The following is a 26948-nucleotide window of genomic DNA, read 5'->3' as shown; positions in this document are numbered from 1 at the left end:
CTTTTGCATGCGCGGGGGGGCGTCCCCCGCCAGGTGAGTCGTGCCCGGTGTTGGGGCTTACTGCGGGGCTTTTTGCGGGCCTTACTGCTTCGTCAGGCCCAGGCTTGCGGTGAGCTTGCCGTACTTGCTCCATTCGTCCCGCACGTACGAGGCGAAGGCGGCGGGGGATTGCGGACCGCCGCCCAGGTCCATGCCCTGGTCGGCGAGTTTGGCGGCGACCTCGGCGTCGGCCAGCGTCTGGGCAAGCGCCCGGTCGAGCTTTTCCATGATCGGGTGGGGCAGCTTGGCCGGAGCAAGGACCGCGTACCACTGCACGACGTCCAGGCCCTTGATGCCGGATTCGGCCAGCGTCGGCACATCGGGCAGCCGCTTGCTGCGCTGCGGACTGGTCACGGCCAGCGGCCGCAGCTTGCCGGCCTGGATCTGGTTGATCGCGCCCGGCAGCGTGTCGAAGTTCAGGTCCACGCTGCCGCCCAGCAGGTCGGTCATGGCCTGGCCGCTGCCCTTGTACGGCACGTGCTCCATCTGCACCCCGGCAATCTGCGAGAAACGCGCGGCGCTCAGATGCTGCGGGCTGCCCATGCCGGACGACGCGTACAGGAGTTGCTTGGGCTTGGCGCGGGCGTCGTCCACCAGGTTCTGCACCGTGGTGTACGCGTGCTTGGCGGGATTGACGACCAGCACGTTCGGCACCGACCCGATGTACCGAACCGCCGTGAAATCCTTGTTGGGATCGATGTTGGACTGCACGACGTAAGGCGCGGCCACGGTGGACTGCATATTGGCCAGCAGCAGCGTGTAGCCGTCCGGATCCGCCTTGACCACATAGTCGGCCGCAATCAGGCCGGAAGCCCCCGGCTTGTTCTCGACCACGACCTGCTGGCCCAGCAGGGTGGACAGGCGCGCCGACAGGATGCGGGCCGACACGTCGGTGCCGCCGCCGGGCACGAAGCCGACGACCAGCCGGATGGGACGTTCCGGCCACTTGACCGGATCCTGCGCCACAACGGGGCTGGCCGCCGCGAGGCCGGCGGCCAGTATCAATACGCCGGTCCAGGCGCGAGCATGCTTGTTCATAGGGTCTCCTTTGGTGGATGAGTCCTGCCCAGGGGCTGCTTGCTCTATGATTGGGTCAGGTTGGTATGCCGTTGGTGTTTGGTATACCAGATACAAAAATAGTCGATGTTGCGAGCATGAACAACCCATGGCTAACCCTGAACCCTTGATTGCCGATGTCTCCGTCCCCGATTTGGCCATCCACCATCCCACGCTGCCGGCGGTCGTGGCGGAACGGCTGCGCCAGCTCATCATCGATGGCACGCTGAAGCCCGGCACGTGGCTGAACGAACGGGATCTGTGCGATCAGCTGAAGATCTCCCGCACGCCGCTGCGCGAGGCGTACCGGATGCTGGCCTCGGATGGCCTGGTGTCGCTGCAGCCCAAGCGCGGCGCAATGGTGATCGAGCTGTCCGCCGAGGACATCGAGAACATCTTCGACGTGTTGTCGGTGCTGGAAGGGCTGGCGGTGCGCAGCGCCGCCGAGCGCGCGTCCGACGCGGAGCTGGCCCAGATCGGGCGGCTGCATGCGCAGATGCTTGAAAACTATGAAAAACGGGACATCCGCGCGTATTTTGCGGCCAGCATGGGCACGCACATCGCGATCAATCGCGCCGCGCACAACCCGGCGTTGTCACACTCCTACGACCGGCTGAACCTGCAGGTGCAGGCGCTGCGCTACAAGTCCAATTTCGACCTGGACGAATGGACGACGGCGGTGGCCGACCACGAGGCCTTTGTGCAGGCGTTGATGGCGCGCGACGGCGAACGCGCCGAAGCCCTCATCCGCAAACACGTGGGCGGCAAGAAGGCCTACAACCTGCGCGGGCGCACCGGCGGCGCGGCCTGAGGGCAGGGCGGACCGCCGCGGCCCTTCCGAATGCAGGCGCCTGCCTGCAAGCGGACGGGCGAGTTCAGGCAGGTTGCGCCACCACGCGCTTTCTACCAATCATGAGCGCCAGCACGGCGGCGATGATGCCGGTCGAGCCCGAGATCACAAAAGCCATCAGGTAGCTGCCCTGGGCTTCGCGCAGCGCGCCCGCCATCCAGGCGGCGCTTGCCGCGCCCATCTGGTGGCCCGCCACGATCCACCCGAAGACGATCGAGGCGTCGCGTTCGCCGAAGGCTTCCGTCGTCAGGCGCAGCGTGGGCGGTACCGTGGCAATCCAGTCCAGACCAAAAAAGATCGCGAAGATCGACAGGCTGTAGAACGAGAAATCGGAATAGGGCAGGTACATCAGGGACAGGCCGCGCAGCGCGTAGTACACGAAGAGCAGCTTGCGCGGATCGTAGCGGTCGGTCAGCCAGCCGGAGGCCGTGGTCCCGAGCAGGTCGAAGATGCCCATCATGGCCAACAAGCCGGCCGCCTGCACTTCGGGCATGCCGTGGTCGCCGCACAGTGCGATCAGGTGCGTGCCCACCAGGCCATTGGTCGTGAACCCGCACACGAAAAACGTGGCGAACAGATACCAGAACGTACGCGTGCGGGCCGCGCGCGCCAGCGTGCCGAAGGTGGCGGCCACCATGCCGGTGCGCGGCGCGGCGGGGGCGGGCGTCGCGTGCGGATCGCTGCCAAAGGGCACGAGACCCACGCTGGACGGGCGGTCGGGCACCAGCCACCAGGCCAGCGGCACGAGCGCGGCCGCGGCGCCGGCCACCGTCCAGACCACGCGCGTCCAGTCGCCCGACGAGGCCAGCGCGGCCAGCACCGGCAGGAACACCAGCGTGCCGGTGGCAGCGCTGGCGGTCAGAAGGCCCATCATCAGTCCGCGGTGCTTGACGAACCAGCGGTTCACCACGGTCGCGCCCATCACGATCGCCACGGCGCCCGAACTGATGCCCGAGAACACGCCCCAGGTCATGATCAGATGCCAGGGTTCGGTCATGTAGGCGCTGACGGCGCTGGAGGCCGACATCAGGATCAGCGCCGTGATCAGCACGCGCCGCAATCCAAAGCGCTCCATCGCGGCGGCTGCGAAGGGGCCAACCAGTCCGTACAGAAAAATGCCCAGCGCGGCGGCAAACGAGATCGAACTTCGGCTCCATCCGAACGCTTCTTCCAGCGGCACCAGCAGCACACTGGGCGAAGATCGCAGGCCGGCCGCGACCAGCAGCGACAGGAAAATCACGGCAACCACCACGAACGCGTACTTCTGACCGGCGCGGCGGAAGGGGAATGGAGGCTGGGCTATACTCATGTTACTGACCGGTACGTATTAAGGTTTGCGGATAGTACGTACCGGTCAGTAACATCGTCAAGCGATTTTTGGCGACCCTGTTTTCGCAGATGGCCGCTCGCGCTGTTTCGCAGAAAAGGAGCCTCGTATGGCCAGCAAGAGTTCCCCCGCGTCCGCCACCCCCGGCGCCACGCCATCCAAGCCGCTCCTGGCGGCCGACCGAATCCGCAAGACCGCGCGCGAGATGTTCTACCGCGACGGCATCCGCGCCGTGGGCGTGGACGCCATCGTCAACCAGGCTGGCGTGACGAAACCCAGCCTGTACCGCAGTTTTTCCTCGAAGGACGAATTGGCGGCTGCGTACCTGCGCGATTACGACGCCGAATTCTGGGCGCGCTTTGACGCCGCGTGCGCCGCCCATCCGGGCGATCCGCGCGCCCAATTGCTCGACTACCTGACCGGCATGGCAGGACGTGCGGTGCAGAACGGCTACCGGGGATGCGGGCTGACGAACGCCGCGGTCGAATACCCCGAACCCAATCATCCGGCCCGCGCCGTGGCCGTTGAACACAAACGCGAATTGCGCCGCCGGCTGAACGCCATGGCCGCCGGGATGGGCGCGGAAGATCCCGAAGCCCTGGCCGATGGACTGCTGCTATTGATCGAAGGCGCGTTCGTATCCAGCCAGCTTTTCGGGGCGGGTGGGCCCGCCGGGCGGGTGGCTTCGATGGCCGACAAGCTGATTCAGGCGCACCTGCCCGGCCGAACGGCCTAGGCCGCCGCACAAACTCGGTGCGTAACCGTGTGCGGCATGCACCGTTGTGGTGGTGTTTGTACCCATTGCGCAACGCCGAAAAAAATGTTTGTGATTTTTATTGCAACGCAGCATACGCGGATCTAAGATGGATTCACGTTGTTCCACATCGCGCTTTCTCAAGGAGAGAATCATGAGCGATACCGCGTTGAAAAATGCCCGTATGTCGGATGCGCTGGAGCGGTCCCTGATCCGCGAGGCCATCAAGGCGGAAACCCTGTCCGGTCCCACCGCTCGCTCGCGCTGGTTGCGCCTGAAGCTGCGCATGGCTGCACTGGGCGGCGCTGTCGGCGAGGTCCTGCACAATATGGACGCCGGCCGCCGTCAACACCCGGTCGTGTCCGCGTACCACTGAAGCACCCCGCCAGAAAAAACGCCAGCTTTGATCGCTGGCGTTTTTTTTTGCCTGCCCCTGGCAGGCGGCGCTGGCCCCCCTCAGGCCACGATATCCAGCAGCAGATAGGCGTCCAGCACGATGATGCCGACGGTGGCGCCGATGGCGGCCCAGGCCCACGCGCCTTTCAGCACGTAGCGGCCCATCAGGCTCTTGCGGCAGGCCAGCACGACCAGGGGACCCAGGGCGAAGGGCAGGGCAAGACTCAGGATGACCTGGCTCAGCACCAGCAACCCGTCCGGATCGTTGCCGCCCGTGAACGCCAGCAGGCCGACGGCGGCAGCGCCCGCCACCAAGCGCGTCATCAATGCGCGGCGGCGGTCGGACCAGTTGCTGCCGACCTGGAATCCCTTGGACAGGATGCGTCCGGCCAACACGCCCGTGATGGTGGAGCTTTGGCCCGCGGCGTACAGCGCCACGGCAAACACGACCGCCGCCCCGATGCCCAGCGTGTGGCCGATCACCGCATGCGCATCGTCCAAACTGGACACCGTCATGCCGGATCCCGACAGCGAGGCGGCCGCCACGATCATGATGGCCGAATTGATGAGCATGGCCACGCCCAGCGACACGATCGTGTCGTTGCGCGCCACCCGCATCGCCATGCCCAGCGCCTGCGGCGGCAGGTCCCGCGCCCGCTGCGCAAGCGAGCCCGAATGCAGATAGAGGTTGTGCGGCATGAGGGTCGCGCCCAGAATCCCCAGCGCGATCAAAAAGCCTTGCGGATCGCGAAGCGCGCGGCCGGTTTCGGTGACGCCATGCGCCACTTCCGTCCAGGCCGGATTGGCCTTGAACAGCAGGAAGACGAACGACAGCGCGACCACGGACAGCAGCAGGGCGATCACGCGTTCATGCCGGTCGGCATTGCCGCGCGTCATCGCCAGCACGGCAAAGGTGCCGATCCCCGTCACCGCGACGCCCGCGATGAGCGGCAGTCCGAACAGCAGCCGAAGCGCGATCGCGCCGCCGATCAGTTCGGCCAACGCGGTCGCCAGAATGGCGGCCTCGCCGGCCAGCCAGGCTGCCTTGGCCAAACGCGGGGAAAGGTGGCGGGCGGTGAGGGTGGCCAGATCGTGACCCGTGGCAAGCGCCAGGCGCGACACGAGCACCTGAAAACCCAGCGCCAGGAAGGCCGACGTGATGACGACCATCAGCAGGCCGTAGCCAAAGCCGCTGCCGCCGGCGATGTCGGTCGCCCAGTTGCCCGGATCGATGTAGCCGACGGCGACCAGGATGCCCGACCCGACCATGCGGCGCAGGTTCGCGGAAACCCGCGCGTCCTGCGCCAGGGCGGCATTGCCGCCTGATATTGCGTAGATGAATCCGGTCATGTGCTGCTCCTGAGAATGGTTCTCATTTTTCAGGAGCGCACCTGCACCGTCAAATTGATTTTGGCCACGCCCGGGATAGGGCGGGCCAATGATCCGGCCCCGTCCAGAGCCGGATTATCTTCGCGCCGGTCAGGACTTCAGCTTGGCGTCCATCGAGATCTTGGCGTTCAGCACCTTGGAAACCGGGCAGCCCTTTTCGGCCTTGCGGGCGGCTTCCTCGAACGCTTCGGCGGAGGCGCCGGGAATGACGGCCTCCACGGTCAGATGCACGGCGGTGATGGAAAAGCCGTCATCGACCTTGTCCAGCGTGACTTCGGCCTTGGTGTCCAGGCTTTGCGCGACCATGCCCGCTTCGCCCAGGATGTTAGACAGCGCCATGGTGAAGCATCCGGCGTGCGCCGCGCCCAGCAGTTCTTCGGGGTTGGTGCCCGGCGTGTCGCCGAAGCGGGTGTTAAAGCCGTAGGGTTGGCTCTTGAGCGCGCCGCTCTGCGTGGAAATCGTGCCTTTGCCAGTCTTCAGATCGCCCGACCAGGCGGCGGTTGCGGTTTTCTTCATACGTGACTCCTGTGTGGGAACGCAGCCGCGGGCGGCGCGTCCGGGGTGGGGAGAGGCGCCGCCGCAGGGGCGGCGCGCCTTGCCTCAGGCGGCACCGTCGATGATACGTCCCGCCACCCCGCCCACCGCGTAAAAGGCCGGTACGCAACGGCAAGCCGATGTAACGATGGCCTGGCGGGGCACTTACCGCGCAACAAGGGTTGGCCGCGTCAATAACCGCCGCTGGCGCATCAGGCAAAATAGCGGCATCTCCTTCACTCCCATCCAAGAGCCGTAGTCATGCCTCGCATCCTTGCCCGCTACGCCTGCGCCGTCGCGCTGGCCGTTCCCGCCCTGTCCGCCCAAGCTGAAATCGTGATCGGCGTGGACGTGTCCACCACGGGCCCCGCCGCCGCCATCGGCATCCAGACCAACAACGCGATCCGCCTGTGGCCCAACACGCTAGGGGGCGAACCCGCGCGGTACGTGGTGCTGGACGACGGCACGGACGTCAGCCGGGCGGTCAAGAACATGCGCAAGCTGACCTCCGAGGACAAGGTGGACGCCATCGTCGGCCCCAACATCACAGCCTCCGCGCTGGCCGCCCTGGACGTGCTGGCCGAAACCAAGACCCCGATGATCGCGTTGGCCGCGTCCAGCGTCATCGTGGAACCGCAGTCGGATCCCAAGCGCACCTGGGCCTTCAAGATGCCGCAGAACGACTCGCTGATGGCCACGGTGCTGGTCGAAGACATGAAGAAGAAGGGCCTGAAGAACGTGGCCTTCATCGGCTTTGCCGATTCGTATGGCGACAGCTGGCTGAAGGAGTTCACGGCCGCGGCCGGGTCCGACCTGAAACTCGTCGCGCAAGAGCGCTTTCAGCGCACCGACGCGTCGGTGGTCGGCCAGGTGCTCAAGGTCATTGCCGCCAAGCCGGACGCGGTGCTCATCGCCGGCTCCGGCACGCCAGCCGCGCTGCCCCAGAAGACGCTGCTCGAACGCGGCTACACCGGCGCCGTCTACCAGACGCACGGCATCGGCACGCTTGAATTCCTGCAGGTCGGCGGCAAGGACGTGGAGGGCACCCTGTTCCCCACCGGCCCAGGTGTGGTGGCGCGCGAGTTGCCCGATTCCAACCCGGTCAAAAAGGTCGCGGTCGCCTTCGCGGACAAGTACGAGCAGCAATACGGCCCGAATACGCTGACCCAGTTCGCCGGGGACGCCTATGGCGCCTGGATGCTGCTGGATTCGGCGGTGTCTCGGGCGCTCAAGACGGGCGCCAAGCCCGGCACGCCCGAGTTCCGCCTGGCGCTGCGCGACGCGCTGGAAAACACCCGTGACCTGGTCGTTCCCAATGGCGTGCTGAACATCACCAAGGAAAACCACCAGGGATTCGATGAGCGCGCCCGGGTGATGGGCACGGTCAAGAATGGACGCTTTTCCTACGCCCAATAAACGGTGCCATATCTATCTACCGTTCGTAACGTGTCCTAACGCGTCATAGGGCAACGAACGTCAAAAGCAGGCTTAGGCCTGCTTTTTCACATCTATATCATTCGTGTCGAAATCATTTCTTAGCGTATTATTTTTAGCGAAGCCATGTACCTAGAAATAAATTCGGGAGAAAGATTCATGACCCTCATCCAATCCAGACGACTGCTGTTGGCCCTTGGCCTGGGCGTTCTCGCGGCGTGTTCGGACTCGGGCGGCGACAAGACCGCGGCAGCAGGCGATGCGCCAGCCAGCAGCGCCAGCACGCTGGAAGCCGCCAAGTCGGCCGGAAAGATCCGTATCGGCTACGCCAACGAGGCGCCGTTTGCCTACATGGACAGCAAAGAGGCCAAGGTCACCGGCGAGTCGGTGGAAATCGCCCGGGTGGTGCTCAAGCGCATGGGCATCAACGAGGTGGAAGGGGTCCTGACCGAATTCGGTTCGCTCATCCCGGGGCTTGCGGCCAAGCGTTTCGACATCATTGCGGCAGGCATGTACATCACGCCCGAGCGCTGCCAGCAGGTGGCGTTCTCCAACCCCACCTATGGCGTGGGCGAAGCGTTCCTCGTCAAGGACGGCAATCCCAAGAACCTGCACAGTTACGAAGACGTGGCCAAGAACCCCGATGCCAAGCTTGGCGTGGTGGTGGGCGCGATCGAGGGCGATTACGCGCAGAAGGTCAACATCCCGGCAGGGCAGGTGGTCGTGTTTCCGGATGCGGTCAGCGCGCTGTCCGGGGTGCAGGCCGGCCGCGCCGATGCCTATGCCGCGACCGCGCTCACCATCAACGACCTGATGGGCAAGACGCAGGCGGGCAGCGGGCTGGAAAAGGCCGAGCCGTTCACGGACCCGGTCATCGACGGCAAGGGCGTGCGCGGTTACGGCGCCTATGCCTTCCGCACGGACGACAAGGCCTTCGCGGACGCCTTCAACGCCGAGCTCGCCAAGTTCATCGGCACCGACGAACACAAGAAGCTCGTCGAGCCGTTCGGCTTTACGGCCGACGAACTCCCCCAAGGGGTGACCGCGGACAAGCTCTGCAGCGGACAGTAAGGGGCGCCGATGCAGTTGATGTCTGAACATATCGCGCAGCTTGTGCCGCCCCTGCTCGAGGGGCTGGTCGTCACGCTGCAGATCATGGCGGGCGCCGTGGTCCTGGCGGTGCCGCTTGCGCTGCTGTCGGGGCTGGGCCGCCTGTCGTCCCTGCGGCCCGTGCGTTGGGCGGCGTCGATCTACGTCGAGGTCTTTCGCGGCACGTCGGCCCTGGTGCAGCTCTTCTGGTTCTACTTCGTGCTGCCGCTCTTTGGCGTGCAGCTGCCGGCCATGCTGGTCGGCATCGTGGTGCTGGCGCTGAATGCGGGCGCCTATGGGGCGGAAGTGGTGCGCGGCGCCATCCGGGCCGTGCCGCCCGGGCAGCGTGAAGCCGGCGTGGCGTTGAACCTCACGCGCCGTCAGATCATGCAGCGCATCGTGCTGCCGCAAGCCGTGCCGGCCATGCTGCCGCCCGCGGGCAACCTGCTGATCGAGCTCCTGAAGAACACGGCCCTGGTGTCGCTGATCACCATCACCGACCTGACGTTCCGCGGCCAGCTGCTGCGCAGCGAAACCCTGCGCACGACCGAGATCTTCACGCTGATGTTGCTGATGTACTTTGCCGTGGCCCTGTTGATCACCGCGGGCGTGCGCCTGCTTGAGCGGAGGGTCCGAGTCCGATGACACCGATATTCGACTGGTCTTTCGCCCTGGAAATCCTGCCCACGCTGGGGTCGGCGCTCGTCATCACGATCCAGGCCACGGTGCTCGGCATGCTGGTGGCGGTGACGTTGGGGCTGGTGCTTGCCATGCTCCGGCGGTCGCGGCTGCGCATCGTGTCGATGCCCACGGCGTTTTTCATCGAGTTCGTGCGCAGCACGCCGCTGCTGGTGCAGATGTATTTCCTGTTCTATGTCTTGCCGCTGACCGGCGCGCAGATGTCCCCGCTCATGACGGGTATCGTGGCGCTGGGCCTGCACTACGCCACCTATTGCGCCGAGGTGTACCGCGCCGGCATTGAAGCTGTGCCACGCGGCCAGTGGGAAGCGGCCACGGCCCTGAACATGTCGCGCTGGCGCACGGCGGTGGGCGTGGTGTTGCCGCAGGCGATCCCGCCGGTGGTGCCCGCGCTGGGCAACTATCTGGTGGCGATGTTCAAGGACACGCCGCTGCTGTCGGCCATCACCGTGGTCGAACTGCTGCAGCAAAGCAAGATGATCGGATCCGCGACGTTCCGGTACACCGAACCCCTGACCCTGGTGGGCCTGCTGTTCCTGGCGCTGAGCCTGGTCGCGGCCTGGGGCGTGCGCGGCCTGGAGGCCCGCCTGCAACGATATGGAGGAAAGCGATGAGCGCCAGCGTGAGCATCAAGAATCTGCACAAGCGTTTTGGAGACGTGGAAGTCCTGCGAGGCATCAACCTCGAGATCCCGGCGGGGCAGACCGTGGCTGTCATCGGTCCGTCGGGTTCGGGCAAGTCCACGTTGCTGCGCGTGCTGATGACGCTGGACCCGCCCACCAGCGGCGACATCGAGATCAATGGCGAGCCGATGTGGACGGATGCGCAGGGCCGGCCTGCCGGCGTCAACTCCGCGCACCTGCGCCAGGTGCGCGGCAAGATCGGCATGGTGTTTCAGCACTTCAACCTGTTCCCGCACATGACGGCGCTGGGCAACGCCATGGAAGCGCCGCTGCACGTGCTGGGCATGCCGCGCGACCAGGCGCGCGATCGCGCCGTCGAGTATCTGGAAATGGTGGGCTTGGGCGACAAGCTCGACGTTTATCCCGCGCAGCTATCGGGCGGGCAGAAGCAGCGGGTGGGCATCGCGCGCGCGCTGGCGATGTGCCCGCAGGTGATGCTGTTCGATGAAGTCACGTCCGCGCTCGACCCCGAGCTGGTCGGCGGAATCCTGCAGATCCTGCGCGACCTGTCCGCCCGACGCAGCATGACGATGATCATCGTCACGCACCAGATGAAGTTCGCCGAACGCAGTTCGGACCGCACGCTGTTCTTCGACCAGGGCAACATCGTCGAGGATGCCGAGTCGTCCGTGCTGTTCAGCCAGCCCAAGGAAGCGCGCACGCGCCAGTTCCTGGATTCGGTGATCGAAGGGCAGTAGGCGATGCGGTAACCCTGCCGGGGGCGTTGGGATTGACGGCGTTTGCCCGGCCGGGCGCTATGCTGTGTCGTCCAACGCACCCGGAGCCTTTCTGCATGAGCCATCTGTTCAGCCCCACGTCAATCGGCAATGTCGCCTTAGCCAACCGCATCGTCATCGCACCCATGTGCGAATACTCCGCCGAAGTGGGCTGCGCCACGGATTGGCACATGATTCACCTGGGGCACCTGGCGCTGTCGGGCGCCGCGCTGCTCTTTACCGAGGCTACCGCGGTCGAGGCCGACGGCCGCATCTCTCCCGGAGACCTGGGCCTGTGGTCCGACGAGACCGAAGCCGCACTGGGCAAGGTGGTTGCCGCCGTGCGCCGTTACTCGCCCATCAAGCTGGGCATCCAGCTGGGCCATGCCGGCCGCAAGGCTTCCAGCGACGCGCCTTGGAACGGCGGCCAGCTTGTTCCCGAAAGCGCTGGCGGCTGGCAGGGATGGGCGCCGTCCGCCGTGCCGCACAACGCCCACGAGCCCGCGCCGCATGCGCTGGACGCGGCGGGCCTCGAGCGCATCCGCCATGCGTTCGTCGACAGCGCCCGGCGCGCGCTACGCCTGGGCTTTGACGCCATCGAAGTGCATGCCGCGCATGGCTATCTGCTGCACCAGTTCCTGTCGCCGCTGTCGAATCAGCGCGACGACGCCTACGGCGGATCGCTGGAGAACCGCATGCGCTTTCCGCTGGAAGTCTTCCAGGCCCTGCGCGAGATCGTGCCGCAATCGGTGGCGCTGGGTGTGCGCGTGTCCGCGACCGACTGGGTCGAGGGCGGCTGGGACCTGGAGCAGACGTTGACCTTCGCCGAAGCGCTGAAGGCGCGCGGCTGTGAGTTCATCGACGTCTCGAGCGGCGGCGTGTCGCCGCAGCAGAAGATCCCGGTCGGGCCGAACTACCAGGTTCCCTTCGCCGAGGAAATCAAGCGCCGGATCGGCATGCCTACGATCACGGTGGGCCTGATCACCGAGGCCCAGCAGGCCGAGGACATCATTGCCCAGGGCCAGGCCGACATGGTCGCGCTGGCGCGCGGCATGCTTTACGACCCCCGCTGGCCGTGGCACGCGGCCGCCCAGCTGGGCGGCCAGGTCAGCGCGCCAAAGCAATACTGGCGGTCGCAGCCGCGCGAGTTGAAGGCGTTGTTCGGCGAGACGCGCTTCGGCCAGCGCTAGCGCCGATAGGGCATCGCGAGCTTCATTTTTTCAATGGCTCGGCTTGCTGGATGGAACAGCGATAACTGATTCCGGAGTAGTACTCTTTCATTGTCGGCATCTCAGCAAAGCGGAACGTGGTCATGGCTGAGAACTGAGGGGTCTCGTAGTAGATGCCACCTCGCATGACTTTTTCTGTGCCGCTTTCCGGGCCTCGTGGATTGTCGACCGGCGAGTGTTGGTAGTACTGGGGGTCGTACCAGTCGTTCACCCATGATCTGGCGTTCTCACCCATTTCGTAGAGGCCAATCGGGTTCGGGGGGTATGAACCGACGGCAATCAAACGGTGTGTACCGAACTCCCCGCTGTGCACATTTCGGCCATAGTCCAGGCTGCCGGTGTCGGTGGGATAGACGACATATCGGCCGCCGGAGCGGGCGGCATATTCGTATTGCGCTTCGGTGGGCAGGTCCACGGGCAGGCCGCTCATCTCGCCCAGCCACAGGCAGTAATCTTTGCCGTCTTGCCAATGAGCACGCGCCGGGAAGTCCGGCTTGAACTGCCTTGCTTCGCGGACACGGTAGGGCTCGGTCAAACCACGCGCCCTCTCTTCTTCGAGGAGCTCCATGTCGCCGAGAGGCTTACCATTCATCAGTCGATAGCGATCATCCTCGCCGATGGTGGTGTGGTACTTGGCCATGTAGAAACTGTCGAGGCGGACCTTGTGCAGGGGACGGGCATCGGCTTCGGGCACCAGCGGCAACAACGCGTCGAGATCCTGCCCGCATGGCCATTCGCACATGTTGGTGGGGTCGTATTCGCTCACCCAGCCAAAATCGCCCATCTCGAAGGTGCCGCCTTCGATAAAGACCATGTTGTCGATTGCGGTGACGACCTGCTTGAGCAAGGCCAAGCGTTCTTCGGCAGGATGCTGGCGGTAGCGCTGTTCGATGCGCTTGGCGATGGCGGTGACGTGAGTCGCGGACAGGCTTTGGCTGTCGACTGGTGGGGCGTGACAGGCGCTCAGGGCGAGCAGCCCTGCCACGGGCAATAGAAGACGGCACATCGCGAGCTTCATTTTTTCAATGGCTCGGCTTGCTGGACGGAACAGCGATAACTGATGCCGGCGTAGTAGTCTTTCATTGTCGGCGTCTCAGGAAAGCGGAACGTGGTCATGGCAGAGAACTGAGTGGTTTCGTAATAGATGCCACCCCGCATGACTTTCTCTGTGCCGCTTTCCGGGCCGCGCGGATTGTCGACCGGCGAGTGCTGGTAGTACTGGGGGTCGTACCAGTCGTTCACCCATGATCTGGCATTCTCTCCCATTTCGTAAAGGCCAATCGGGTTCGGGGGGAATGAACCGACGTCGACCAAACGGAAGGTGCCGAACTCCGTGCTGTGCACATTTCGGCCATAGTCCAGGCTGCCGGTGTCGGTGGGATAGACGACATAGCGGCCGCCGGAGCGGGCGGCATACTCGTACTGCGCTTCGGTGGGCAGGTCCACGGGCAGGCCGCTCATCTCGCCCAGCCACAGGCAGTAGTCCTTGCCGTCCTGCCATTGGCTGCGCGCAGGAAAATCAGGTTTGAACTGGCGGGCCTCGCTGATGCGATACGGGATGGTCAAGCCGAGGGCTCTCTCCTCGTCAGTGAGTTCCGAACGGTACAGGGGCTTGCCGTTCATCAGTCGATAGCGATCATCCTCGCCGATGGTGGTGTGGTACTTGGCCATGTAGAAGCTGTCGAGGCGGACCTTGTGCAAGGGACGGGCATCGGCTTCGGGCACCAGCGGCAACAACGCGTCGAGCTCCTGCCCGCATGGCCATTCGCACATGTTGGTGGGGTCGTATTCGCTCACCCAGCCAAAATCACCCATCTCGAAGGTGCCGCCTTCGATAAAGACCATGTTGTCGATGGCGGTGACGACCTGCTTGAGCAAGGCCAGGCGCTCTTGGGCAGGATGCTGGTGGTAGCGCTGTTCGATGCGCTTGGCGATGGCGATGACGTGAGTCGCGGACAGGCTTTGGCTGTCGACAGGGGGGGCGTGACAGGCGCTCAGCGCAAACGTCCCTGCCACGGGCAATAGAAGACGGTGCATCGCGAGCTTCATTTTTTCAATGGCTCGGCTTGCTGGATGGAACAGCGATAGCTGATTCCGGAGTAGTAGTCTTTCATTGTCGGCGTCTCAGGAAAGCGGAACATGGTCATGGCTGAGAGCCGAGGGGTTTCGTTGTAGATGCCGCCCCGCATGACTTTCTCTGTGCCGCTTTCTGGGCCTCGCGGATTGTCCACCGGCGAGTGCTGGTAGTACTGGGGGTCGTACCAATCGTTCATCCATGATCTGGCGTTCTCGCCCATTTCGTAGAGACCAAGCGGGTTCGGCGGGTACGAACCGACGGCGATCAAACGGCGGGTACCGAACTCCCCAGTGTGCACATTTCGGCCATAGTCCAGGCTGCCGGTGTCGGTGGAATAGACGACATATCGGCCGCCGGAGCGGGCGGCATATTCGTATTGCGCTTCGGTGGGCAGGTCCACGGGCAGGCCGCTCATCTCGCCCAGCCACAGGCAGTAATCTTTGCCGTCCTGCCAATGAGCACGCGCCGGGAAGTCCGGCTTGAACTGCCTTGCTTCGCGGACACGGTAGGGCTCGGTCAAACCACGCGCCCTCTCTTCTTCGAGGAGCTCCATGTCGCCGAGAGGCTTACCATTCATCAGACGATAGCGATCATCCTCGCCAACGGTGGTGTGGTACTTGGCCATGTGGAAGCTGTCGAGGCGGACCTTGTGCAAGGGACGGGCATCGGCTTCGGGCACCAGCGGCAACAACGCGTCGAGGTCCTGCCCGCATGGCCATTCGCACATGTTGGTGGGGTCGTATTCGCTCACCCAGCCGAAATCGCCCATGTCGAAGGTGCCGCCTTCGATAAAGACCATGTTGTCGATGGCGGTGACGACTTGCTTGAGCAAGGCCAAGCGCTCTTGGGCAGGATGCTGGCGGTAGCGCTGTTCGATGCGCTTGGCGATGGCGATGACGTGAGTCGCGGACAGGCTTTGGCTGTCGACAGGGGGGGCGTGACAGGCGCTCAGCGCAAACGTCCCTGCCACGGGCAATAGAAGACGGTGCATCGCGAGCTTCATTTTTTCAATGGCTCGGCTTGCTGGATGGAACAGCGATAGCTGATTCCGGAGTAGTAGTCTTTCAATGTTGGCGTCGCAGGAAAGCGGAACGTGGTCATGGCTGAGAACTGAGGGGTTTCGTAGTAGATGCCACCCCGCATGACTTTCTCTGTGCCGCTTTCCGGGCCGCGCGGATTGTCGACCGGCGAGTGTTGGTAGTACTGGGGGTCGTACCAGTCGTTCACCCATGATCTGGCGTTCTCACCCATTTCGTAGAGGCCAATCGGGTTCGCCGGGAATGAACCGACGGCGATCAAACGGTGGGTACCGAACTCCCCGCTGTGCACATTTTGGCCATAGTCCAGGCTGCCGGTGTCGGTGGGATAGACGACATATCGGCCGCCGGAGCGGGCGGCATACTCGTATTGCGCTTCGGTGGGCAGGTCCACGGGCAGGCCGCTCATCTCGCCCAGCCACAGGCAGTAGTCCTTGCCGTCTTGCCATTGGCTGCGCGCTGGAAAATCAGGTTTGAACTGGCGGGCCTCGCTGATGCGATACGGGATGGTCAAGCCGAGGGCTCTCTCCTCGTCAGTGAGTTCCGAACGGTACAGGGGCTTGCCGTTCATCAGTCGATAGCGATCATCCTCGCCGATGGTGGTGTGGTACTTGGCCATGTAGAAGCTGTCGAGGCGGACCTTGTGCAAGGGACGGGCATCGGCTTCGGGCACCAGCGGCAACAACGCGTCGAGCTCCTGCCCGCATGGCCATTCGCACATGTTGGTGGGGTCGTATTCGCTCACCCAGCCAAAATCACCCATCTCGAAGGTGCCGCCTTCGATAAAGACCATGTTGTCGATGGCGGTGACGACCTGCTTGAGCAAGGCCAGGCGCTCTTGGGCAGGATGCTGGTGGTAGCGCTGTTCGATGCGCTTGGCGATGGCGATGACGTGAGTCGCGGACAGGCTTTGGCTGTCGACAGGGGGGGCGTGACAGGCGCTCAGCGCAAACGTCCCTGCCACGGGCAATAGAAGACGGTGCATCGCGAGCTTCATTTTTTCAATGGCTCGGCTTGCTGGATGGAACAGCGATAGCTGATTCCGGAGTAGTAGTCTTTCATTGTCGGCGTCTCAGCAAAGCGGAACGTGGTCATGGCTGAGAACTGAGTGGTTTCGTTGTAGATGCCGCCTCGCATGACTTTCTCTGTGCCGCTTTCCGGGCCGCGCGGATTGTCGACCGGCGAGTGTTGGTAGTACTGGGGGTCGTACCAATCGTTCATCCATGATCTGGCGTTCTCGCCCATTTCGTAGAGGCCGATCGGGTTCGGGGGGAATGAACCGACGGCGACCAAACGGAAAGTGCCGAACACCGTGCTGTGCACATTTCGGCCATAGTCCAGGCTGCCGGTATCGGTGGGATAGACGACATAGCGGCCTCCGGAGCGGGCGGCATACTCGTACTGCGCTTCGGTGGGCAGATCCACGGGCAGGCCGCTCATCTCGCCGAGCCACAGGCAGTAATCCTTACCGTCCTGCCAATGAGCACGCGCCGGGAAGTCCGGCTTGAACTGCCTTGCTTCGCGGACGCGGTAGGGCTCGGTCAAACCACGCGCCCTCTCTTCTTCGAGGAGCTCCATGTCGCCGAGAGGCTTACCATTCATCAGACGATAGCGATCATCCTCGCCAACGGTGGTGTGGTGCTTGGCCATGTAGAAACTGTCGAGGCGGACCTTGTGCAAGGGACGGGCATCGGCTTCGGGCACCAGCGGCAACAACGCGTCGAGCTCCTGCCCGCATGGCCATTCGCACATGTTGGTGGGGTCGTATTCGCTCACCCAGCCAAAATCGCCCATCTCGAAGGTGCCGCCTTCGATAAAGACCATATTGTCGATGGCGGTGACGACCTGCTTGAGCAAGGCCAAGCGTTCTTCGGCAGGATGCTGGCGGTAGCGCTGTTCGATGCGCTTGGCGATGGCGGTGACGTGAGTCGCGGACAGGCTCTGGCTGTCGACTGGTGGGGCGTGACAGGCGCTCAGCGCAAACGCCCCTGCCACGGGCAATAGAAGACGGTGCATCGATAAAATTCCCTAAGTTCAGGCTTTCATGCTTGAGCCGCGGCGAAGAAGTTCTTTGTTGTGCGCCGTCACCAGCACTCCATGTTTGTTATGAGGAAGGACAGGATTCCAGGGCGACATCGCCAACAGGGTATTGACCGGGGCTTGACCGGTGTAAGCAGCCAGCGCATCAAGGAACCGCGATAACTCCCTTGTCTGCTGATCATTCAGGAAGCTTCTGATGTGTTTGAGTCCATCCTCGGCCGATTCGCGCGTTCCGCTTTCGTTCACGCGCTCCAGCGTCAAGTAGAAGTGCCGCCAGGTCCGCACGGCGCGCAGCAACTTGATGATTGCTCGTTCGCGGTCCTCGCTGTAGGTCAGCACATAGTCGACCCCCAACGTGTAGATTGCCGGCCCCATGACTTCGGGCGGGAGTTCATTGAGTGCAATACTTTGACCATGAACTTCCAGCGGTTTACCTTCGAGAATGCGTTTGGCGAGTCCCTGGGCTGCGCCGATACGATCGTTGCGGTCATCCCACCATTTTTCAATCGACGCTAGCCCTCCCTTGAGTATCGATTCGATGGTGGCGCCGGGGGTGCTCAACGTCTTCATCACGACTTGAGCGAACAACGTAAAGGCCTTCTCATCAATGCTCAGAAGGTGCCGATAATCGATGCTGCTCAGGTTGCGGTAGACCACCATGATGAGGTTGCCGATGTGTTCCAGGTTGACCATGGTCGCGAAGCCGCCTGCTGCGCCAGGCCCGAGCACCACCTGCGCCTTGACGTGGAAATACAGCCGAAGGCCGGTCATCACGATTTTGAAGTCCAGCTCCGCGCCCGCGCCGAAGGCCACGTTGCCTTCGCCCTTTACCTCAAGCAACGCCTGCCAGGTGGCGGCGGGGTGATGCTGGTTTTCGGGGGACATCCATTCAAATGCACCCATCAATGAACCGCCCGCTTGTGCGCCGGCGAAGGCGCTTCCCTGCAGTCTGACCGCACCGCCGCGGCTGCTGAGCTCAGGCGATGTCAGCAGGGCGCTGCCACCTGCGGGGCTGCTTTTCCACTTGACGCCCGGAGTTGCGGACCCCGAGGCCACTGCCCCGACAAAGCAGCTCAGCTCCAGCGCGCCCTTGATGCGGAAGGCGCCGAAGCGGTGGTAAATCATTTGACGGTCGGCATTGCGATAGGCAAAGAAGCAATCGTATCCGCCTTGGCTGGGAAGGTATCGCTCCAGGCTGATCTTGCCCTCGGCAAGCGAAAAGCTTGCCTGCGCCTTCATGCCAACGGATATCTCCCCGTTCTTGGGGTCAAAGCCCGTGAACCCCACACTGGCCTGCGCGGCAAATCGCAGCAAATGCGCTTCTGCGTTGGCAGCGTAAGGGGCGCTGTCGTGCTTGTTCGAGCTCAAGTTGATCGCTTCCAAGTGCAACGCATTGAGCGCGCAGTCGTCCTTGGCAGTCCATGTCACAAGCTTGGCTTCCAGGTTGCCAAGCGGTTTGGCGCTGTCTTCGTTTAGCCCGCGGGCCACCCGTTCGCGGATTCGGGTGATCAGCTGCTTGCCGCGAATCCGCAAGTCGTCGTCGTTTAGCGGGGATTTTGCATTAAGCACGCTGACATCCACGCGGAAGTGCTCGCGAAGCACGGTGAGGTAGCGCTGCGGGATGTAGTAGTGCTTGTCGGGACGGCTGACGACGATGATTTCGACAATGCCGTTTCTGTCGGCGGCGACGGTGACTTGACGTTGCCGCTGCTCTCGGCCACCTTCCGAAACCGATGGCATGGTGGCGCTGGCGGTGGTTTCGGTGTCTTTGACGGCGGCAGGCAGTTGTTTTTCGAGGTCGGCGATGATGCCATCGATGGCTGTCGGCATGTGCTGACCAATCTTGCAGGTGAGTTCCCGGTTCCACCAATTGCACATATCGGCAAATTCTTTGCGCTGTTCGCGCAGCTGAGACAGGCGCCCTCGGATGTCTTCGGCGGATTCGATTCTTTCCAGCTCGGCTGTTGGCGTGATGTCGTCGAGTGCCATCAAGCCCGCGGCTTCGGCTTGCCTGGCCCAACGCAGCTTGCGGCAGCCCTGGCAGGGACAGGTGTCTACACTTGCCTTTCCGCTGGAGGCGGCGCAAGGAGTCGGCTTGACGGCGTCGGCGATTATTTCCCGGAACCGCTTCATGAGCGCATCGACTGTTTCGATTTGCTTGCGAAGCGCAGCCTGCTGTTTTTCCGTCAGCACGTAGTAGATGTTGCCTTCGCCCGTGATGTGGACGATGTCGGCCATGGGTTCCGAACACCGCGGTGCGCATTCGGCCTTGCTGTCGAGATCGCTGTCGGCATGTTTGGGGGGAGGGAGCGTCGCGGCGCTTGTCATGAGGCCTTTCCTTCTTCAAAGAGGTCTTCCAGCAAGGAGAGGCGCTCCGACTGCAGGCGGGTAGCGTCGCGCAGCAGGGACTCGACGTGCGGATGGCGACGATGGAAGTCCTGGCCATGGACCAAGGCAAGGCGAAACCAGCGTTCCAGCCTTGCGAGCTGCGTGATGCCATAACAGGCGGCATCCGTTAGTGTCCGGTAGCTCCATCGATGATCCGCATCACTGTCTCCGCGCGGAAAGCATTGCTCGTAGTCCAGCGTCAGCGCGGCGGCGGTATCCCAACGGCGTTCATCATCCAGGTGGGCCAACAGTGCCTTGTCGAAGACGGGACGTGTCCATTCTTCCTCGGCATCGAGTGGGTCAGACGCCCAATGGTTCCAGCGCCCCATGTCGTGCCACGACAACGCCTGCCACGGACCGGCCAGGGCTTGGCGTTGCACCGGCGTCAGCACCGTCAGCAAGGCGCGAGTCCAGCGCGGGTCAAACCAGCGCAGCTGCATGGGCCTTTCACCTTCTCCCGTGACGCTGAGCCATGTTCGGCAGTGATTGCAGAGTTGCTCCCAGGTTGCGCCGTCCTTGGGGAACAAGGTGATGCCCATCGGTTCGTGTTCCATGCGGCTGAGGATGTCGCCGATGACACGGCTGCCGCGCCATGTCTGGATGAGATGTGGTCCCACGTTGCTCAAAGGTTGAAGCGGGGTGCCCAGAAAGAGCGGCTCGACCGCCCACCCCTCGGCATCGCGTTCCGCATAAAGGGATGCGAGCAAGTTGTTGTCAATTGCGGCATCCAGAAGCACACAATGGCGATCCAGGTCCGGCGGCAACGGAATTTCCGCCTGCTGGATCAACCCGGGTAACCGGTCAGTGGCGTAGGTGAATTTTGCAGCGTCCATCAGCATCGAACTCGCAGGTTGGGGAAACAAGCAGTGCGCCTTCCTGCGCGGCGCGCAGGTACTCGTGCGGTGCTAGCGTCAAGGGTTCGGAGTCCCATGAAGTCAGCGGACGCGGCGCGGCGCCTAAGCGGATGGGCACGCTGCTGTGGATTCCGCTTGGGTCCAGGCGAATTGCCTGCCCCCCGGCCTGAAGGGTGAGACTGATCCCGCCATCAAGGACGAGTTCGTCGCCCGCGTTAAGTTGCATGCGTCTGCCGGCACGGATGAGATAACTGCCGCCTATGCTCGTGGTTTGGTCCCCCCCGACATGCAGGACGTCGTCGGCTTGAGCATTTACCGTGCGTTTCCCCTGCACCAATAGCGTCGAGGTTGCCTGCACCTGGGTCGTGTCGGTGCCGGCGACGCTCAGGGCGCGGTTGCCGGCGATATGGATGGTCTCGTCGTTTTCGACGCGCTCCACGCGGTCATGCCCGATGAAGGTGGTTTCGTCGTTGTTGACGTGGTTGTTCTGATCCTTCTGGGCATGGAAGTAGATTTCTTCCAGCCCGGCCTCGTCCTCGAAGCGCATCTCGTTAAAGCCCTGGCCCTTGTGGGTCTGGCTTTTGATCGTCATCCGGGTCTTGTGCCGGGGCAGGTCGTAGGGCGGTGGCTGGGTGGCCATGTAGGTGCGGCCAACGATGATGGGTTGGTCGGGATCGCCATTCATGAAGTTGACCAACACCTCCTGTCCGATGCGCGGGATGGCCATGTGCCCCCATGCCGCGCCAGCCCAGTTCTGCACCGCACGTACCCAGCAGGAGCTTTGGCCGTCAAAGTTGCCCAGGCGGTCCCAGGGGAATTGAATCTTCACCCGGCCCCATTCATCACAGTAAATCTCTTCGCCGGGCGGGCCGACGACGGTGGCCGGCTGACTGCCGTCAATGCGCGGCTTGGGTAGCGGCTCGGCGCGCCATTCGGTGCAGTCGGTGACCAGTTCGGCAGCATAGCTGTATCGGGTGCCCTGCTCGGAATCGGCGCCGTCCTCGGCCTGGCTGGTGTGCTGAATGCCGTGGTGCTGGATGCGCACCGGGCGCCAGGCGCTGTTCCACTCATCTCGGGGGTGGCCTGCCAGCTCGAAGGAGATGCCGGGTAGCAGCCGTGGGTCGTCGCCTTCGACCCGGGCAATGCGCGCGTCGCGGCGGTGGCCGCGCAAGCGGTTCTCGGTGAAGGGTTTGCCAGCCTCGTTTCTCTTGTAGCGGCCGGGGTAATCGTAGCGCTCGTAAGGCCGACGAGCGTCCTGCGCAAGATCACGGCCGCGCAGGCTGTGTTGCTGGTCGTAGCCGGGGTTGGTGAACACGTAGTCGCGCTGGGTTTGTTGCGCGGTGCGTACGTTCTCGACGTAGCGAAAGCGGCGCAGCGCTGGGGCGGCCGCGTCGCCGCCGGCGTTGGGGTTGTACAGCACCGGGGCGTCGCCGATGCTGCCCTGGACAGCCAGCCGGTCGCTGTGAATCAGCCGGTGGCCATCGGCGTTATGCAGGAAGGTGTAGTAAAAACCTTCCTCGCGTGCAATGCGCTCCAGGAATTGGTAATCGGTGTCGCCAGCCTGCACGCAGTACTCGCGAGGCAGGTGCTGATTGGTGACGATCAAGTCATGGTTGAGAATGCCATGGCGCTTGAGCGCACCCTCGATGATCTCCGGGACGCTCTGGGTTTGGAAGACGCGCCAATCCGAGGACAGTTTGAGCCGTGCCAGTTCGGGCTCGATGACGGCACGGTAGCGGGTGCGGCGGAAACCAGTCTCGCCCTGTTCCAGCGCGCTGACCAGGCCGTGGACGTAGCGCACCGGCTGTTCGCCGTGCCACAGTGTGAACAGCGCGGGCCGGTCCAGCACTTGGCCGAAGTCGACCGCGGGATCGGGGCTGGCCAGGTCCAGTTCAAGGCGGAAGGTCTCGGACAGCGCTTCGTCCAGGGTAAATTCGATGACGTCGAATTCCATCCCGTCGACCACGCGGAAGGTGAAGCGCAAGTCACTCTGGTGGGCCATCCTTGTCTTCCATGGGAGTCAATCAAGTGTCAAACGTCACTTGTATTGCCAGGGACCATGGAAGGAAATCAGAGGATATCTAAACTGCGCTCAAATGCGGGGGCTTTGGATTCGGCCGTGCCTGGAGCTCCCGGCCTCCCACGTAGAGGTCGGAGGCTGACATCGGTTCGTTTTTTTATTCCCACACCGAGGCAGGCCAGGCGCGACGCTTCCCCAAGGTTCGAAGTAATGGGGAAGTGCCGAGTGCGAGGGGGCCATGTACGGCGCTAGGCGCCTACTATTCTTCGGCGCAGGAAGGCGGCATTTGGCTAAAGCTTGGCCGCGGGGTGTTCAAGAGGGCAGCAGCGGCTTACAGCCGCGCGTAGGCCGCTTCCAGTTCGCGACGCAGGATCTCGGCAAAGTCCGCGCTGGCCGGATCCTGCTGCGACAGCAGGCGCGCGAGCACGACGTTGTCTTCCTCGCCTTTCCAGACTTTGATGTAGGTGCCTTCCTTGTAGCCGTGCTGCTGGCGGAAGATGTTGAGCACGTTCTTGGACACGTACTGCGTGTAGGCGTCGTTCCAGGTCATGTCGCACGCGGTCATGGTCTGCTCCAGGACCTTGAAGCTGGCGCGGCCGCATACCGCCAAGCCGCCGATCAGCTCGAGCAATTCCGGCACGTTCAGGGCGGCGAGGTCATGGGACTTGCCGTCCAGCGTGACGGTGGCGGGCGAGGCCAGGTCAGCGACCAGCGCGCGCGCGGCGGCCTCGACGTCGCCCGCCGCTTGAACGATCGTGTGCGACAGGTAAAAGTGCAGGATGTCGACCAGTTCCATCTGGACCTGCGGCAGGTCGATGGTCTGCTTCTTCCACCACTTCCAGCCGTAGTGTTCCAGCGCTTCGGCCGACTCGACGAAGGCGGCGCGCAGGAAGCGGGCGCCGCCATTGACCCAGTCCGGATTGATCATGCTGTTCAGGTGGCCTTGCAGCTTCAGCATCGTGGCCGCCTGGGCCTGGTTCAATCCGACTACGTTGTTCACTTTCACTCCGGGGTGGGGCAGGTTCAATGGCCGGAAATGTTAGCACCAACGCCCGCGGGCGCGTCAGGCGCCGTCCTTGCGATACGAGGAAGGCGTCAGGGGCGGCAACTTGTTCAGGGGCGTCTTGCGGGGATTGCGGGCGCCTCGGGCTGCCTTGAACAGCATGAAGGCAAAGAACGCCAGGAATAGGGCGGGCATCAGCGCATCCAGTTCGAACTGGGGGCTGTGCAGCGCACGGAAGGCGATGTTGGCGGCGGCCCAGCCCGCCATGATGCCGGCCACGGTCAACACGACGCCGAGCTTGCGCCGTCCCGCCTGACGGGCAAGCGTGACGTTGGCTTCGTCGGGCTGGCCCGGCATGGTTGCCAGAGGCGCTTGCGATGCGGAGCGCGACTGCGGGGTGGACGACGCCGTGTTGCCCCACGGCGCTTCCGACAGCGAGCCCGAAGTGGGAGAGGGAGGCGCCGCCACGGGGATGGGCACAGTCACCGGGGACGTCTGCCTGCGGGCGTCGCGACGGCTTGCGATGCGGCCGGGCGAGGTGCCGCCGGCGCTGGTCAACTCTTCGATATAGCGCGCGAAATCGCCGTTCTTGGGCTCGGCATCGATGGCCATGACGCTCTCCGGATCAATTGCCCCGCCGCACGCGCACCGGTTGGCGGCGCTTGCGCACCATGGCGAGGAGAAGCCCGCATCCTAGCAAAACCGACAGCCCCGCGCCGATCATCATGGCGATCTGCTGGGCGTTTTCCGCCGTGCCCAGGCTGCGCGCGGTGATGTAGCCGGGCGCCAGCATCAGCGGCATCCACAGCACGGCCGACAGCACGTTGGCCATCTGGAAGCGGCTGTGCGCCATGCCCATCACGCCGGCCACGGTGGGAATAGTGGAGCGGATGGGACCCAGGAACCGGCCGATCAGCACGGACGCAAAGCCGTAGCGGTAAAAGAACAGGCGCGCCCGGGCCACGCCGGTGCGCTGCTGCTTGAGCGGCCAGCGCCGCAACACGCTCGGGCCCGCCCAGCGCCCCAAGTAGTACGACAGCGCGTCGCCCACGATGGCGCCCGCGATGCCCCAGGCGATCACGCCCCAGGGCGCGAGCGTGCCGGAGCCGATGAGGCCGCCCGTGAGCAGCAGCAGCGCGGTGGCGGGAATGAACAGTCCCAGGAGCACCATGGACTCGCCCATCGTGAGGAGGAATGTGATCGGTCCGGCCCACGCCTGGTTGGCCTCGATGAATTGGCCGATCTGAGTGATGTATTCATCCATGAATGCAAAGTTGAAAATTAGCTGAACGCAATCGGGTATGTTAACGCCTGCGAGGCCAGCCGTATCGCGGGTAGGCCTTTTGGTGGAACGCTCGACGTTGGAGAAACATGGATTCAGTTACACAAGCGGTGCTGGGCGCCGGCATCCAGGGCGCCATGCTGGGGCGCGTGCAGGGCAGACGCGCCCTTGTCTATGGCGCGGCGCTGGCCACCCTGCCGGATCTGGACGTCCTGATGCGCTATCCGGATCCGGTGTCGCTCATGACGTATCACCGGGGCTTTTCGCATTCCGTGTTCGTACTGACCGGACTGGCGATGCTGCTGGCGTGGCTGATTCGCAAGTTCTGGCCCAATGTGCCCTATAGCGGGCGGCGGCTCTTTCTGACGATTTGGCTGGTGCTGATCACCCATCCCATCCTGGATGCCTTCACGGTATACGGCACCCAACTGTTCTGGCCGCTCGCGCTGACGCCGGAGAGCTGGTCGTCCGTCTTCATCATTGACCCGGTGTACACCGTGCCGCTGCTCATTGCCGTCGTGTTTGCGGTCATCGCCGGTATGACCCGCATCGCGCGGCGCGTGCTGGTGGCGGCGCTGGTGTTCAGCACCGCTTATCTGGGCTTCGGGCTGGCAGGCAGGATGGCGGCCGAGCAGCGCGTGCACGAGGTGATGCAGGCGCAGGGCATTGCAGTTACACAGGTGCGGGCCATCCCCATGCCGTTCAACACGCTGGTGTGGCGCGTGATCGCCAAGAGTGGCGATGGCAGCTATTACGAATCGGTCAGCAGCATCTTTGATCGCCATCCGCCGGAATGGGTGCGGCTGCCGCTCAACCTGGAGGCGGGTCGCGTCCTGGCCGGTGTGCCGCTGCATGAACGTTTGCGCTGGTTCACGGACGACTGGCTACGCTACGACGTCATCGACGATGCGCTGGTGGTGTCGGATCTGCGCATGGGCATGGCAGGGCATTACACGTTCCGCTTCAAGATGGCCGAGCGTGCGCCGGACGGCGCATGGAACGCCATCACACCGTCAATCTGGCCCACCAACCGCGGCGGCTGGGATGAAATGAAGCTGGTGCTCGGCCGCATCCTGGATGCGCACCCGCCCTTGCCGTTGGTGCAATGGTCCGAGCTGGCCACGAAGTAGGCCCCCCGGATACTTGTCCGCATTTTGAAGGCCTCCGCGAATGCGGGGGCCTTTCACTTTCCGGGGCCGTATTGACCTGTTTCCATCGCTTGCATTATTCTTGTTCTCTAATAAGGAACTTAGGTTCCGTTTTATGGAACAAGTATGAGTATTCTTGACGGCGTCCAGCGCGTGCTCTCGCTCTACGCGGAAGGCGCGGCCGAATTGAGCTTCACGGAGGTCGCGGCGCGGCTGTCCATGCCCAAAAGCACGGCGTCGCGCCTGTTGAACCAGATGCAGAACTACGGCCTGCTCGACCAGGACGCGGCCACGCGCCGCTACCGCCCCGGCGCGCTGCTGGCGCAGGCGGTGCGCGCCGGCATGGCCGCCACGCCGCTGGACGAAGCCTGCCGCGGTGTGCTGGCCCGCTTGTCCGACGACAGCGGGTTGACCGCCTATCTCTCCACGCTCAACCAGCGCGAAACCGTCGTGCTGCAACGCTTGAATGGCTCGCACCCGGTGCAGGTGCTGTCGCCGCCCGGCTCGCGCCGTGCCGCGTCCGGCACCGCGATGGGGCGCGCACTGCTGTCGCGCCTGACCGATGCCGAATTCGAGGCGCTGTATGGCGCCGACCCCGCCCAGCCACTGCCCGTCGAAGGGCGCGACTGCCCGGCCACCGTGGGCGACCTGGCACGCCTGGTGGCGCAGACGCGCGCCGACCATTGCGGGGTCGCCATCGACCAGGCCATGCCTGGCATCGGCGCCGTGGCCGCCGCCGTGCGCGACCCGGCCACCGGCGAGCTGCGCGGGCTATGCCTGTCGTTCGTCTCCTTCCAGGCCGACGCGGCGCGCGTGGCCGTGCTGCGCGAATCGGTCCTGCAGCAGGTGGGCGCGCTGGGCCGCGAGTTGAACGATCCCTACTGGCTGACCTGACCGCCTGAAT

General features: G+C 63.9%; 26 protein-coding genes. 11 read left to right on the top strand and 15 right to left on the bottom strand.

The genetic code is table 11. The features are described 5' to 3' along the window. Positions 1 to 81: 81 nt before the first annotated feature. Positions 82 to 1077: a tripartite tricarboxylate transporter substrate binding protein gene (locus V6V88_RS16480; RefSeq protein ID WP_280003379.1), complete on the bottom strand. Its 996-nt coding sequence runs from the start codon at positions 1075 to 1077 to the stop codon at positions 82 to 84. A 127-nt stretch (positions 1078 to 1204) separates the two neighbouring features. Between V6V88_RS16480 and V6V88_RS16475 the strand changes: the two genes are divergently transcribed. Further along, positions 1205 to 1906 carry a GntR family transcriptional regulator gene (locus V6V88_RS16475; protein WP_280003377.1) on the top strand — a complete coding sequence of 234 codons (702 nt, stop codon included), beginning with the start codon at positions 1205 to 1207 and terminating at the stop codon, positions 1904 to 1906. Positions 1907 to 1970: 64 nt separating this feature from the next. Here V6V88_RS16475 and V6V88_RS16470 read toward each other — a convergent pair whose 3' ends face one another. Next, on the bottom strand, positions 1971 to 3254 hold the full coding sequence (locus tag V6V88_RS16470; protein ID WP_062840684.1) for an MFS transporter: 1284 nt from the start codon (positions 3252 to 3254) through the stop codon (positions 1971 to 1973). Positions 3255 to 3381: 127 nt separating this feature from the next. Between V6V88_RS16470 and V6V88_RS16465 the strand changes: the two genes are divergently transcribed. Both V6V88_RS16465 and V6V88_RS16460 read left to right on the top strand, forming a co-directional pair. Further along, the gene (locus V6V88_RS16465) at positions 3382 to 4008 is read left to right on the top strand and encodes a TetR/AcrR family transcriptional regulator (protein ID WP_062840685.1); all 627 of its coding nucleotides are present in this window, start codon (positions 3382 to 3384) and stop codon (positions 4006 to 4008) included. Between the two features lie 172 nt (positions 4009 to 4180). After that, entirely contained in the window at positions 4181 to 4402 is a 222-nt protein-coding gene (locus V6V88_RS16460) for a hypothetical protein (RefSeq protein WP_056324328.1), read from the top strand. An 80-nt stretch (positions 4403 to 4482) separates the two neighbouring features. Here the strand turns inward: V6V88_RS16460 and V6V88_RS16455 are convergent, their stop codons facing one another. Together V6V88_RS16455 and V6V88_RS16450 are read right to left on the bottom strand one after the other, a co-directional pair. Continuing rightward, the gene (locus tag V6V88_RS16455; protein WP_223576062.1) at positions 4483 to 5772 is read right to left on the bottom strand and encodes an Nramp family divalent metal transporter; all 1290 of its coding nucleotides are present in this window, start codon (positions 5770 to 5772) and stop codon (positions 4483 to 4485) included. A 129-nt stretch (positions 5773 to 5901) separates the two neighbouring features. After that, positions 5902 to 6327, bottom strand: a complete 426-nt coding sequence (locus tag V6V88_RS16450) for an OsmC family protein (RefSeq protein WP_062840687.1) — start codon at positions 6325 to 6327, stop codon at positions 5902 to 5904. A gap of 279 nt (positions 6328 to 6606) precedes the next feature. Here V6V88_RS16450 and V6V88_RS16445 point away from each other — a divergent pair, with 279 nt between their 5' ends. The 6 genes from V6V88_RS16445 to V6V88_RS16420 all read left to right on the top strand — a co-directional run bounded on the left by V6V88_RS16445 (position 6607) and on the right by V6V88_RS16420 (position 12156). After that, entirely contained in the window at positions 6607 to 7761 is a 1155-nt protein-coding gene (locus tag V6V88_RS16445) for an ABC transporter substrate-binding protein (RefSeq protein ID WP_062840688.1), read from the top strand. A gap of 177 nt (positions 7762 to 7938) precedes the next feature. After that, positions 7939 to 8850: an ectoine/hydroxyectoine ABC transporter substrate-binding protein EhuB gene (gene ehuB / locus V6V88_RS16440; protein WP_081101021.1), complete on the top strand. Its 912-nt coding sequence runs from the start codon at positions 7939 to 7941 to the stop codon at positions 8848 to 8850. Between the two features lie 9 nt (positions 8851 to 8859). Continuing rightward, on the top strand, positions 8860 to 9513 hold the full coding sequence (gene ehuC / locus V6V88_RS16435) for an ectoine/hydroxyectoine ABC transporter permease subunit EhuC (RefSeq protein ID WP_062840689.1): 654 nt from the start codon (positions 8860 to 8862) through the stop codon (positions 9511 to 9513). Beyond that, entirely contained in the window at positions 9510 to 10181 is a 672-nt protein-coding gene (gene ehuD / locus V6V88_RS16430) for an ectoine/hydroxyectoine ABC transporter permease subunit EhuD (RefSeq protein WP_056324341.1), read from the top strand. The genes ehuC and ehuD overlap by 4 nt, the downstream gene beginning before the upstream one ends. Further along, positions 10178 to 10948 carry an ectoine/hydroxyectoine ABC transporter ATP-binding protein EhuA gene (gene ehuA, locus V6V88_RS16425; RefSeq protein ID WP_223576061.1) on the top strand — a complete coding sequence of 257 codons (771 nt, stop codon included), beginning with the start codon at positions 10178 to 10180 and terminating at the stop codon, positions 10946 to 10948. Before ehuD ends, ehuA begins: the two co-directional genes overlap by 4 nt. A 95-nt stretch (positions 10949 to 11043) precedes the next feature. Further along, on the top strand, positions 11044 to 12156 hold the full coding sequence (locus V6V88_RS16420) for an NADH:flavin oxidoreductase/NADH oxidase (protein ID WP_223576060.1): 1113 nt from the start codon (positions 11044 to 11046) through the stop codon (positions 12154 to 12156). Positions 12157 to 12178: 22 nt separating this feature from the next. On the opposite strand, the gene V6V88_RS16415 is transcribed toward V6V88_RS16420, so the two are convergent. The 11 genes from V6V88_RS16415 to V6V88_RS16365 form a co-directional block, all read right to left on the bottom strand. Then, complete coding sequence (locus V6V88_RS16415) at positions 12179 to 13213, bottom strand: SUMF1/EgtB/PvdO family nonheme iron enzyme (RefSeq protein WP_338615639.1); 1035 nt, start codon at positions 13211 to 13213, stop codon at positions 12179 to 12181. Continuing rightward, the gene (locus tag V6V88_RS16410) at positions 13210 to 14232 is read right to left on the bottom strand and encodes an SUMF1/EgtB/PvdO family nonheme iron enzyme (protein ID WP_338615637.1); all 1023 of its coding nucleotides are present in this window, start codon (positions 14230 to 14232) and stop codon (positions 13210 to 13212) included. The genes V6V88_RS16415 and V6V88_RS16410 overlap by 4 nt, the downstream gene beginning before the upstream one ends. A gap of 8 nt (positions 14233 to 14240) precedes the next feature. Beyond that, the gene (locus V6V88_RS16405) at positions 14241 to 15275 is read right to left on the bottom strand and encodes an SUMF1/EgtB/PvdO family nonheme iron enzyme (protein WP_338615635.1); all 1035 of its coding nucleotides are present in this window, start codon (positions 15273 to 15275) and stop codon (positions 14241 to 14243) included. Then, on the bottom strand, positions 15272 to 16306 hold the full coding sequence (locus tag V6V88_RS16400) for an SUMF1/EgtB/PvdO family nonheme iron enzyme (RefSeq protein WP_338615633.1): 1035 nt from the start codon (positions 16304 to 16306) through the stop codon (positions 15272 to 15274). Before V6V88_RS16400 ends, V6V88_RS16405 begins: the two co-directional genes overlap by 4 nt. Further along, positions 16303 to 17325, bottom strand: a complete 1023-nt coding sequence (locus V6V88_RS16395; protein WP_338615631.1) for an SUMF1/EgtB/PvdO family nonheme iron enzyme — start codon at positions 17323 to 17325, stop codon at positions 16303 to 16305. Before V6V88_RS16395 ends, V6V88_RS16400 begins: the two co-directional genes overlap by 4 nt. Before the next feature lie 18 nt (positions 17326 to 17343). Further along, positions 17344 to 19587 (bottom strand): hypothetical protein, encoded by a 2244-nt coding sequence (locus V6V88_RS16390; protein ID WP_223576057.1) that lies wholly within the window; start codon positions 19585 to 19587, stop codon positions 17344 to 17346. 86 nt (positions 19588 to 19673) lie between these two features. Next, a complete protein-coding gene (locus V6V88_RS16385; RefSeq protein WP_062840694.1) occupies positions 19674 to 20576 on the bottom strand; it encodes a DUF4123 domain-containing protein in 903 nt (300 codons plus the stop codon). After that, positions 20539 to 22593, bottom strand: a complete 2055-nt coding sequence (gene tssI, locus V6V88_RS16380) for a type VI secretion system tip protein TssI/VgrG (protein WP_223576056.1) — start codon at positions 22591 to 22593, stop codon at positions 20539 to 20541. Before tssI ends, V6V88_RS16385 begins: the two co-directional genes overlap by 38 nt. Before the next feature lie 349 nt (positions 22594 to 22942). Beyond that, positions 22943 to 23569 carry a dUTPase gene (locus V6V88_RS16375; RefSeq protein ID WP_196589514.1) on the bottom strand — a complete coding sequence of 209 codons (627 nt, stop codon included), beginning with the start codon at positions 23567 to 23569 and terminating at the stop codon, positions 22943 to 22945. Positions 23570 to 23674: 105 nt separating this feature from the next. Next, positions 23675 to 24226, bottom strand: a complete 552-nt coding sequence (locus V6V88_RS16370; protein ID WP_223576055.1) for a hypothetical protein — start codon at positions 24224 to 24226, stop codon at positions 23675 to 23677. A gap of 13 nt (positions 24227 to 24239) precedes the next feature. Beyond that, a complete protein-coding gene (locus V6V88_RS16365) occupies positions 24240 to 24878 on the bottom strand; it encodes a DedA family protein (RefSeq protein ID WP_062840698.1) in 639 nt (212 codons plus the stop codon). 107 nt (positions 24879 to 24985) lie between these two features. Here V6V88_RS16365 and V6V88_RS16360 point away from each other — a divergent pair, with 107 nt between their 5' ends. Together V6V88_RS16360 and V6V88_RS16355 are read left to right on the top strand one after the other, a co-directional pair. After that, on the top strand, positions 24986 to 26026 hold the full coding sequence (locus tag V6V88_RS16360; protein WP_223576054.1) for a metal-dependent hydrolase: 1041 nt from the start codon (positions 24986 to 24988) through the stop codon (positions 26024 to 26026). A 144-nt stretch (positions 26027 to 26170) separates the two neighbouring features. Further along, entirely contained in the window at positions 26171 to 26938 is a 768-nt protein-coding gene (locus V6V88_RS16355) for an IclR family transcriptional regulator (protein WP_062840700.1), read from the top strand. Positions 26939 to 26948 lie beyond the last annotated feature (10 nt).

This window comes from Achromobacter sp. E1, assembly GCF_037039475.1.
GTDB lineage: Bacteria > Pseudomonadota > Gammaproteobacteria > Burkholderiales > Burkholderiaceae_B > Achromobacter > Achromobacter mucicolens.
Note: the sequence above shows the minus strand (reverse complement) of the source record. Positions and strands in the feature narration are given on the sequence as shown.

Excerpts from the sequence above, each read along its gene's own strand:
- V6V88_RS16480 (WP_280003379.1), bottom strand. The coding sequence starts at position 1,077 with ATGAACAAGCATGCTCGCGCCTGGACCGGCGTATTGATACTGGCCGCC.
- V6V88_RS16475 (WP_280003377.1), top strand. The coding sequence starts at position 1,205 with ATGGCTAACCCTGAACCCTTGATTGCCGATGTCTCCGTCCCCGATTTG.
- V6V88_RS16470 (WP_062840684.1), bottom strand. The coding sequence starts at position 3,254 with ATGAGTATAGCCCAGCCTCCATTCCCCTTCCGCCGCGCCGGTCAGAAG.
- V6V88_RS16465 (WP_062840685.1), top strand. The coding sequence starts at position 3,382 with ATGGCCAGCAAGAGTTCCCCCGCGTCCGCCACCCCCGGCGCCACGCCA.
- V6V88_RS16460 (WP_056324328.1), top strand. The coding sequence starts at position 4,181 with ATGAGCGATACCGCGTTGAAAAATGCCCGTATGTCGGATGCGCTGGAG.
- V6V88_RS16455 (WP_223576062.1), bottom strand. The coding sequence starts at position 5,772 with ATGACCGGATTCATCTACGCAATATCAGGCGGCAATGCCGCCCTGGCG.
- V6V88_RS16450 (WP_062840687.1), bottom strand. The coding sequence starts at position 6,327 with ATGAAGAAAACCGCAACCGCCGCCTGGTCGGGCGATCTGAAGACTGGC.
- V6V88_RS16445 (WP_062840688.1), top strand. The coding sequence starts at position 6,607 with ATGCCTCGCATCCTTGCCCGCTACGCCTGCGCCGTCGCGCTGGCCGTT.
- ehuB (WP_081101021.1), top strand. The coding sequence starts at position 7,939 with ATGACCCTCATCCAATCCAGACGACTGCTGTTGGCCCTTGGCCTGGGC.
- ehuC (WP_062840689.1), top strand. The coding sequence starts at position 8,860 with ATGCAGTTGATGTCTGAACATATCGCGCAGCTTGTGCCGCCCCTGCTC.
- ehuD (WP_056324341.1), top strand. The coding sequence starts at position 9,510 with ATGACACCGATATTCGACTGGTCTTTCGCCCTGGAAATCCTGCCCACG.
- ehuA (WP_223576061.1), top strand. The coding sequence starts at position 10,178 with ATGAGCGCCAGCGTGAGCATCAAGAATCTGCACAAGCGTTTTGGAGAC.
- V6V88_RS16420 (WP_223576060.1), top strand. The coding sequence starts at position 11,044 with ATGAGCCATCTGTTCAGCCCCACGTCAATCGGCAATGTCGCCTTAGCC.
- V6V88_RS16415 (WP_338615639.1), bottom strand. The coding sequence starts at position 13,213 with ATGAAGCTCGCGATGTGCCGTCTTCTATTGCCCGTGGCAGGGCTGCTC.
- V6V88_RS16410 (WP_338615637.1), bottom strand. The coding sequence starts at position 14,232 with ATGCACCGTCTTCTATTGCCCGTGGCAGGGACGTTTGCGCTGAGCGCC.
- V6V88_RS16405 (WP_338615635.1), bottom strand. The coding sequence starts at position 15,275 with ATGAAGCTCGCGATGCACCGTCTTCTATTGCCCGTGGCAGGGACGTTT.
- V6V88_RS16400 (WP_338615633.1), bottom strand. The coding sequence starts at position 16,306 with ATGAAGCTCGCGATGCACCGTCTTCTATTGCCCGTGGCAGGGACGTTT.
- V6V88_RS16395 (WP_338615631.1), bottom strand. The coding sequence starts at position 17,325 with ATGCACCGTCTTCTATTGCCCGTGGCAGGGGCGTTTGCGCTGAGCGCC.
- V6V88_RS16390 (WP_223576057.1), bottom strand. The coding sequence starts at position 19,587 with ATGGCCGACATCGTCCACATCACGGGCGAAGGCAACATCTACTACGTG.
- V6V88_RS16385 (WP_062840694.1), bottom strand. The coding sequence starts at position 20,576 with ATGCTGATGGACGCTGCAAAATTCACCTACGCCACTGACCGGTTACCC.
- tssI (WP_223576056.1), bottom strand. The coding sequence starts at position 22,593 with ATGGCCCACCAGAGTGACTTGCGCTTCACCTTCCGCGTGGTCGACGGG.
- V6V88_RS16375 (WP_196589514.1), bottom strand. The coding sequence starts at position 23,569 with ATGCTGAAGCTGCAAGGCCACCTGAACAGCATGATCAATCCGGACTGG.
- V6V88_RS16370 (WP_223576055.1), bottom strand. The coding sequence starts at position 24,226 with ATGGCCATCGATGCCGAGCCCAAGAACGGCGATTTCGCGCGCTATATC.
- V6V88_RS16365 (WP_062840698.1), bottom strand. The coding sequence starts at position 24,878 with ATGGATGAATACATCACTCAGATCGGCCAATTCATCGAGGCCAACCAG.
- V6V88_RS16360 (WP_223576054.1), top strand. The coding sequence starts at position 24,986 with ATGGATTCAGTTACACAAGCGGTGCTGGGCGCCGGCATCCAGGGCGCC.
- V6V88_RS16355 (WP_062840700.1), top strand. The coding sequence starts at position 26,171 with ATGAGTATTCTTGACGGCGTCCAGCGCGTGCTCTCGCTCTACGCGGAA.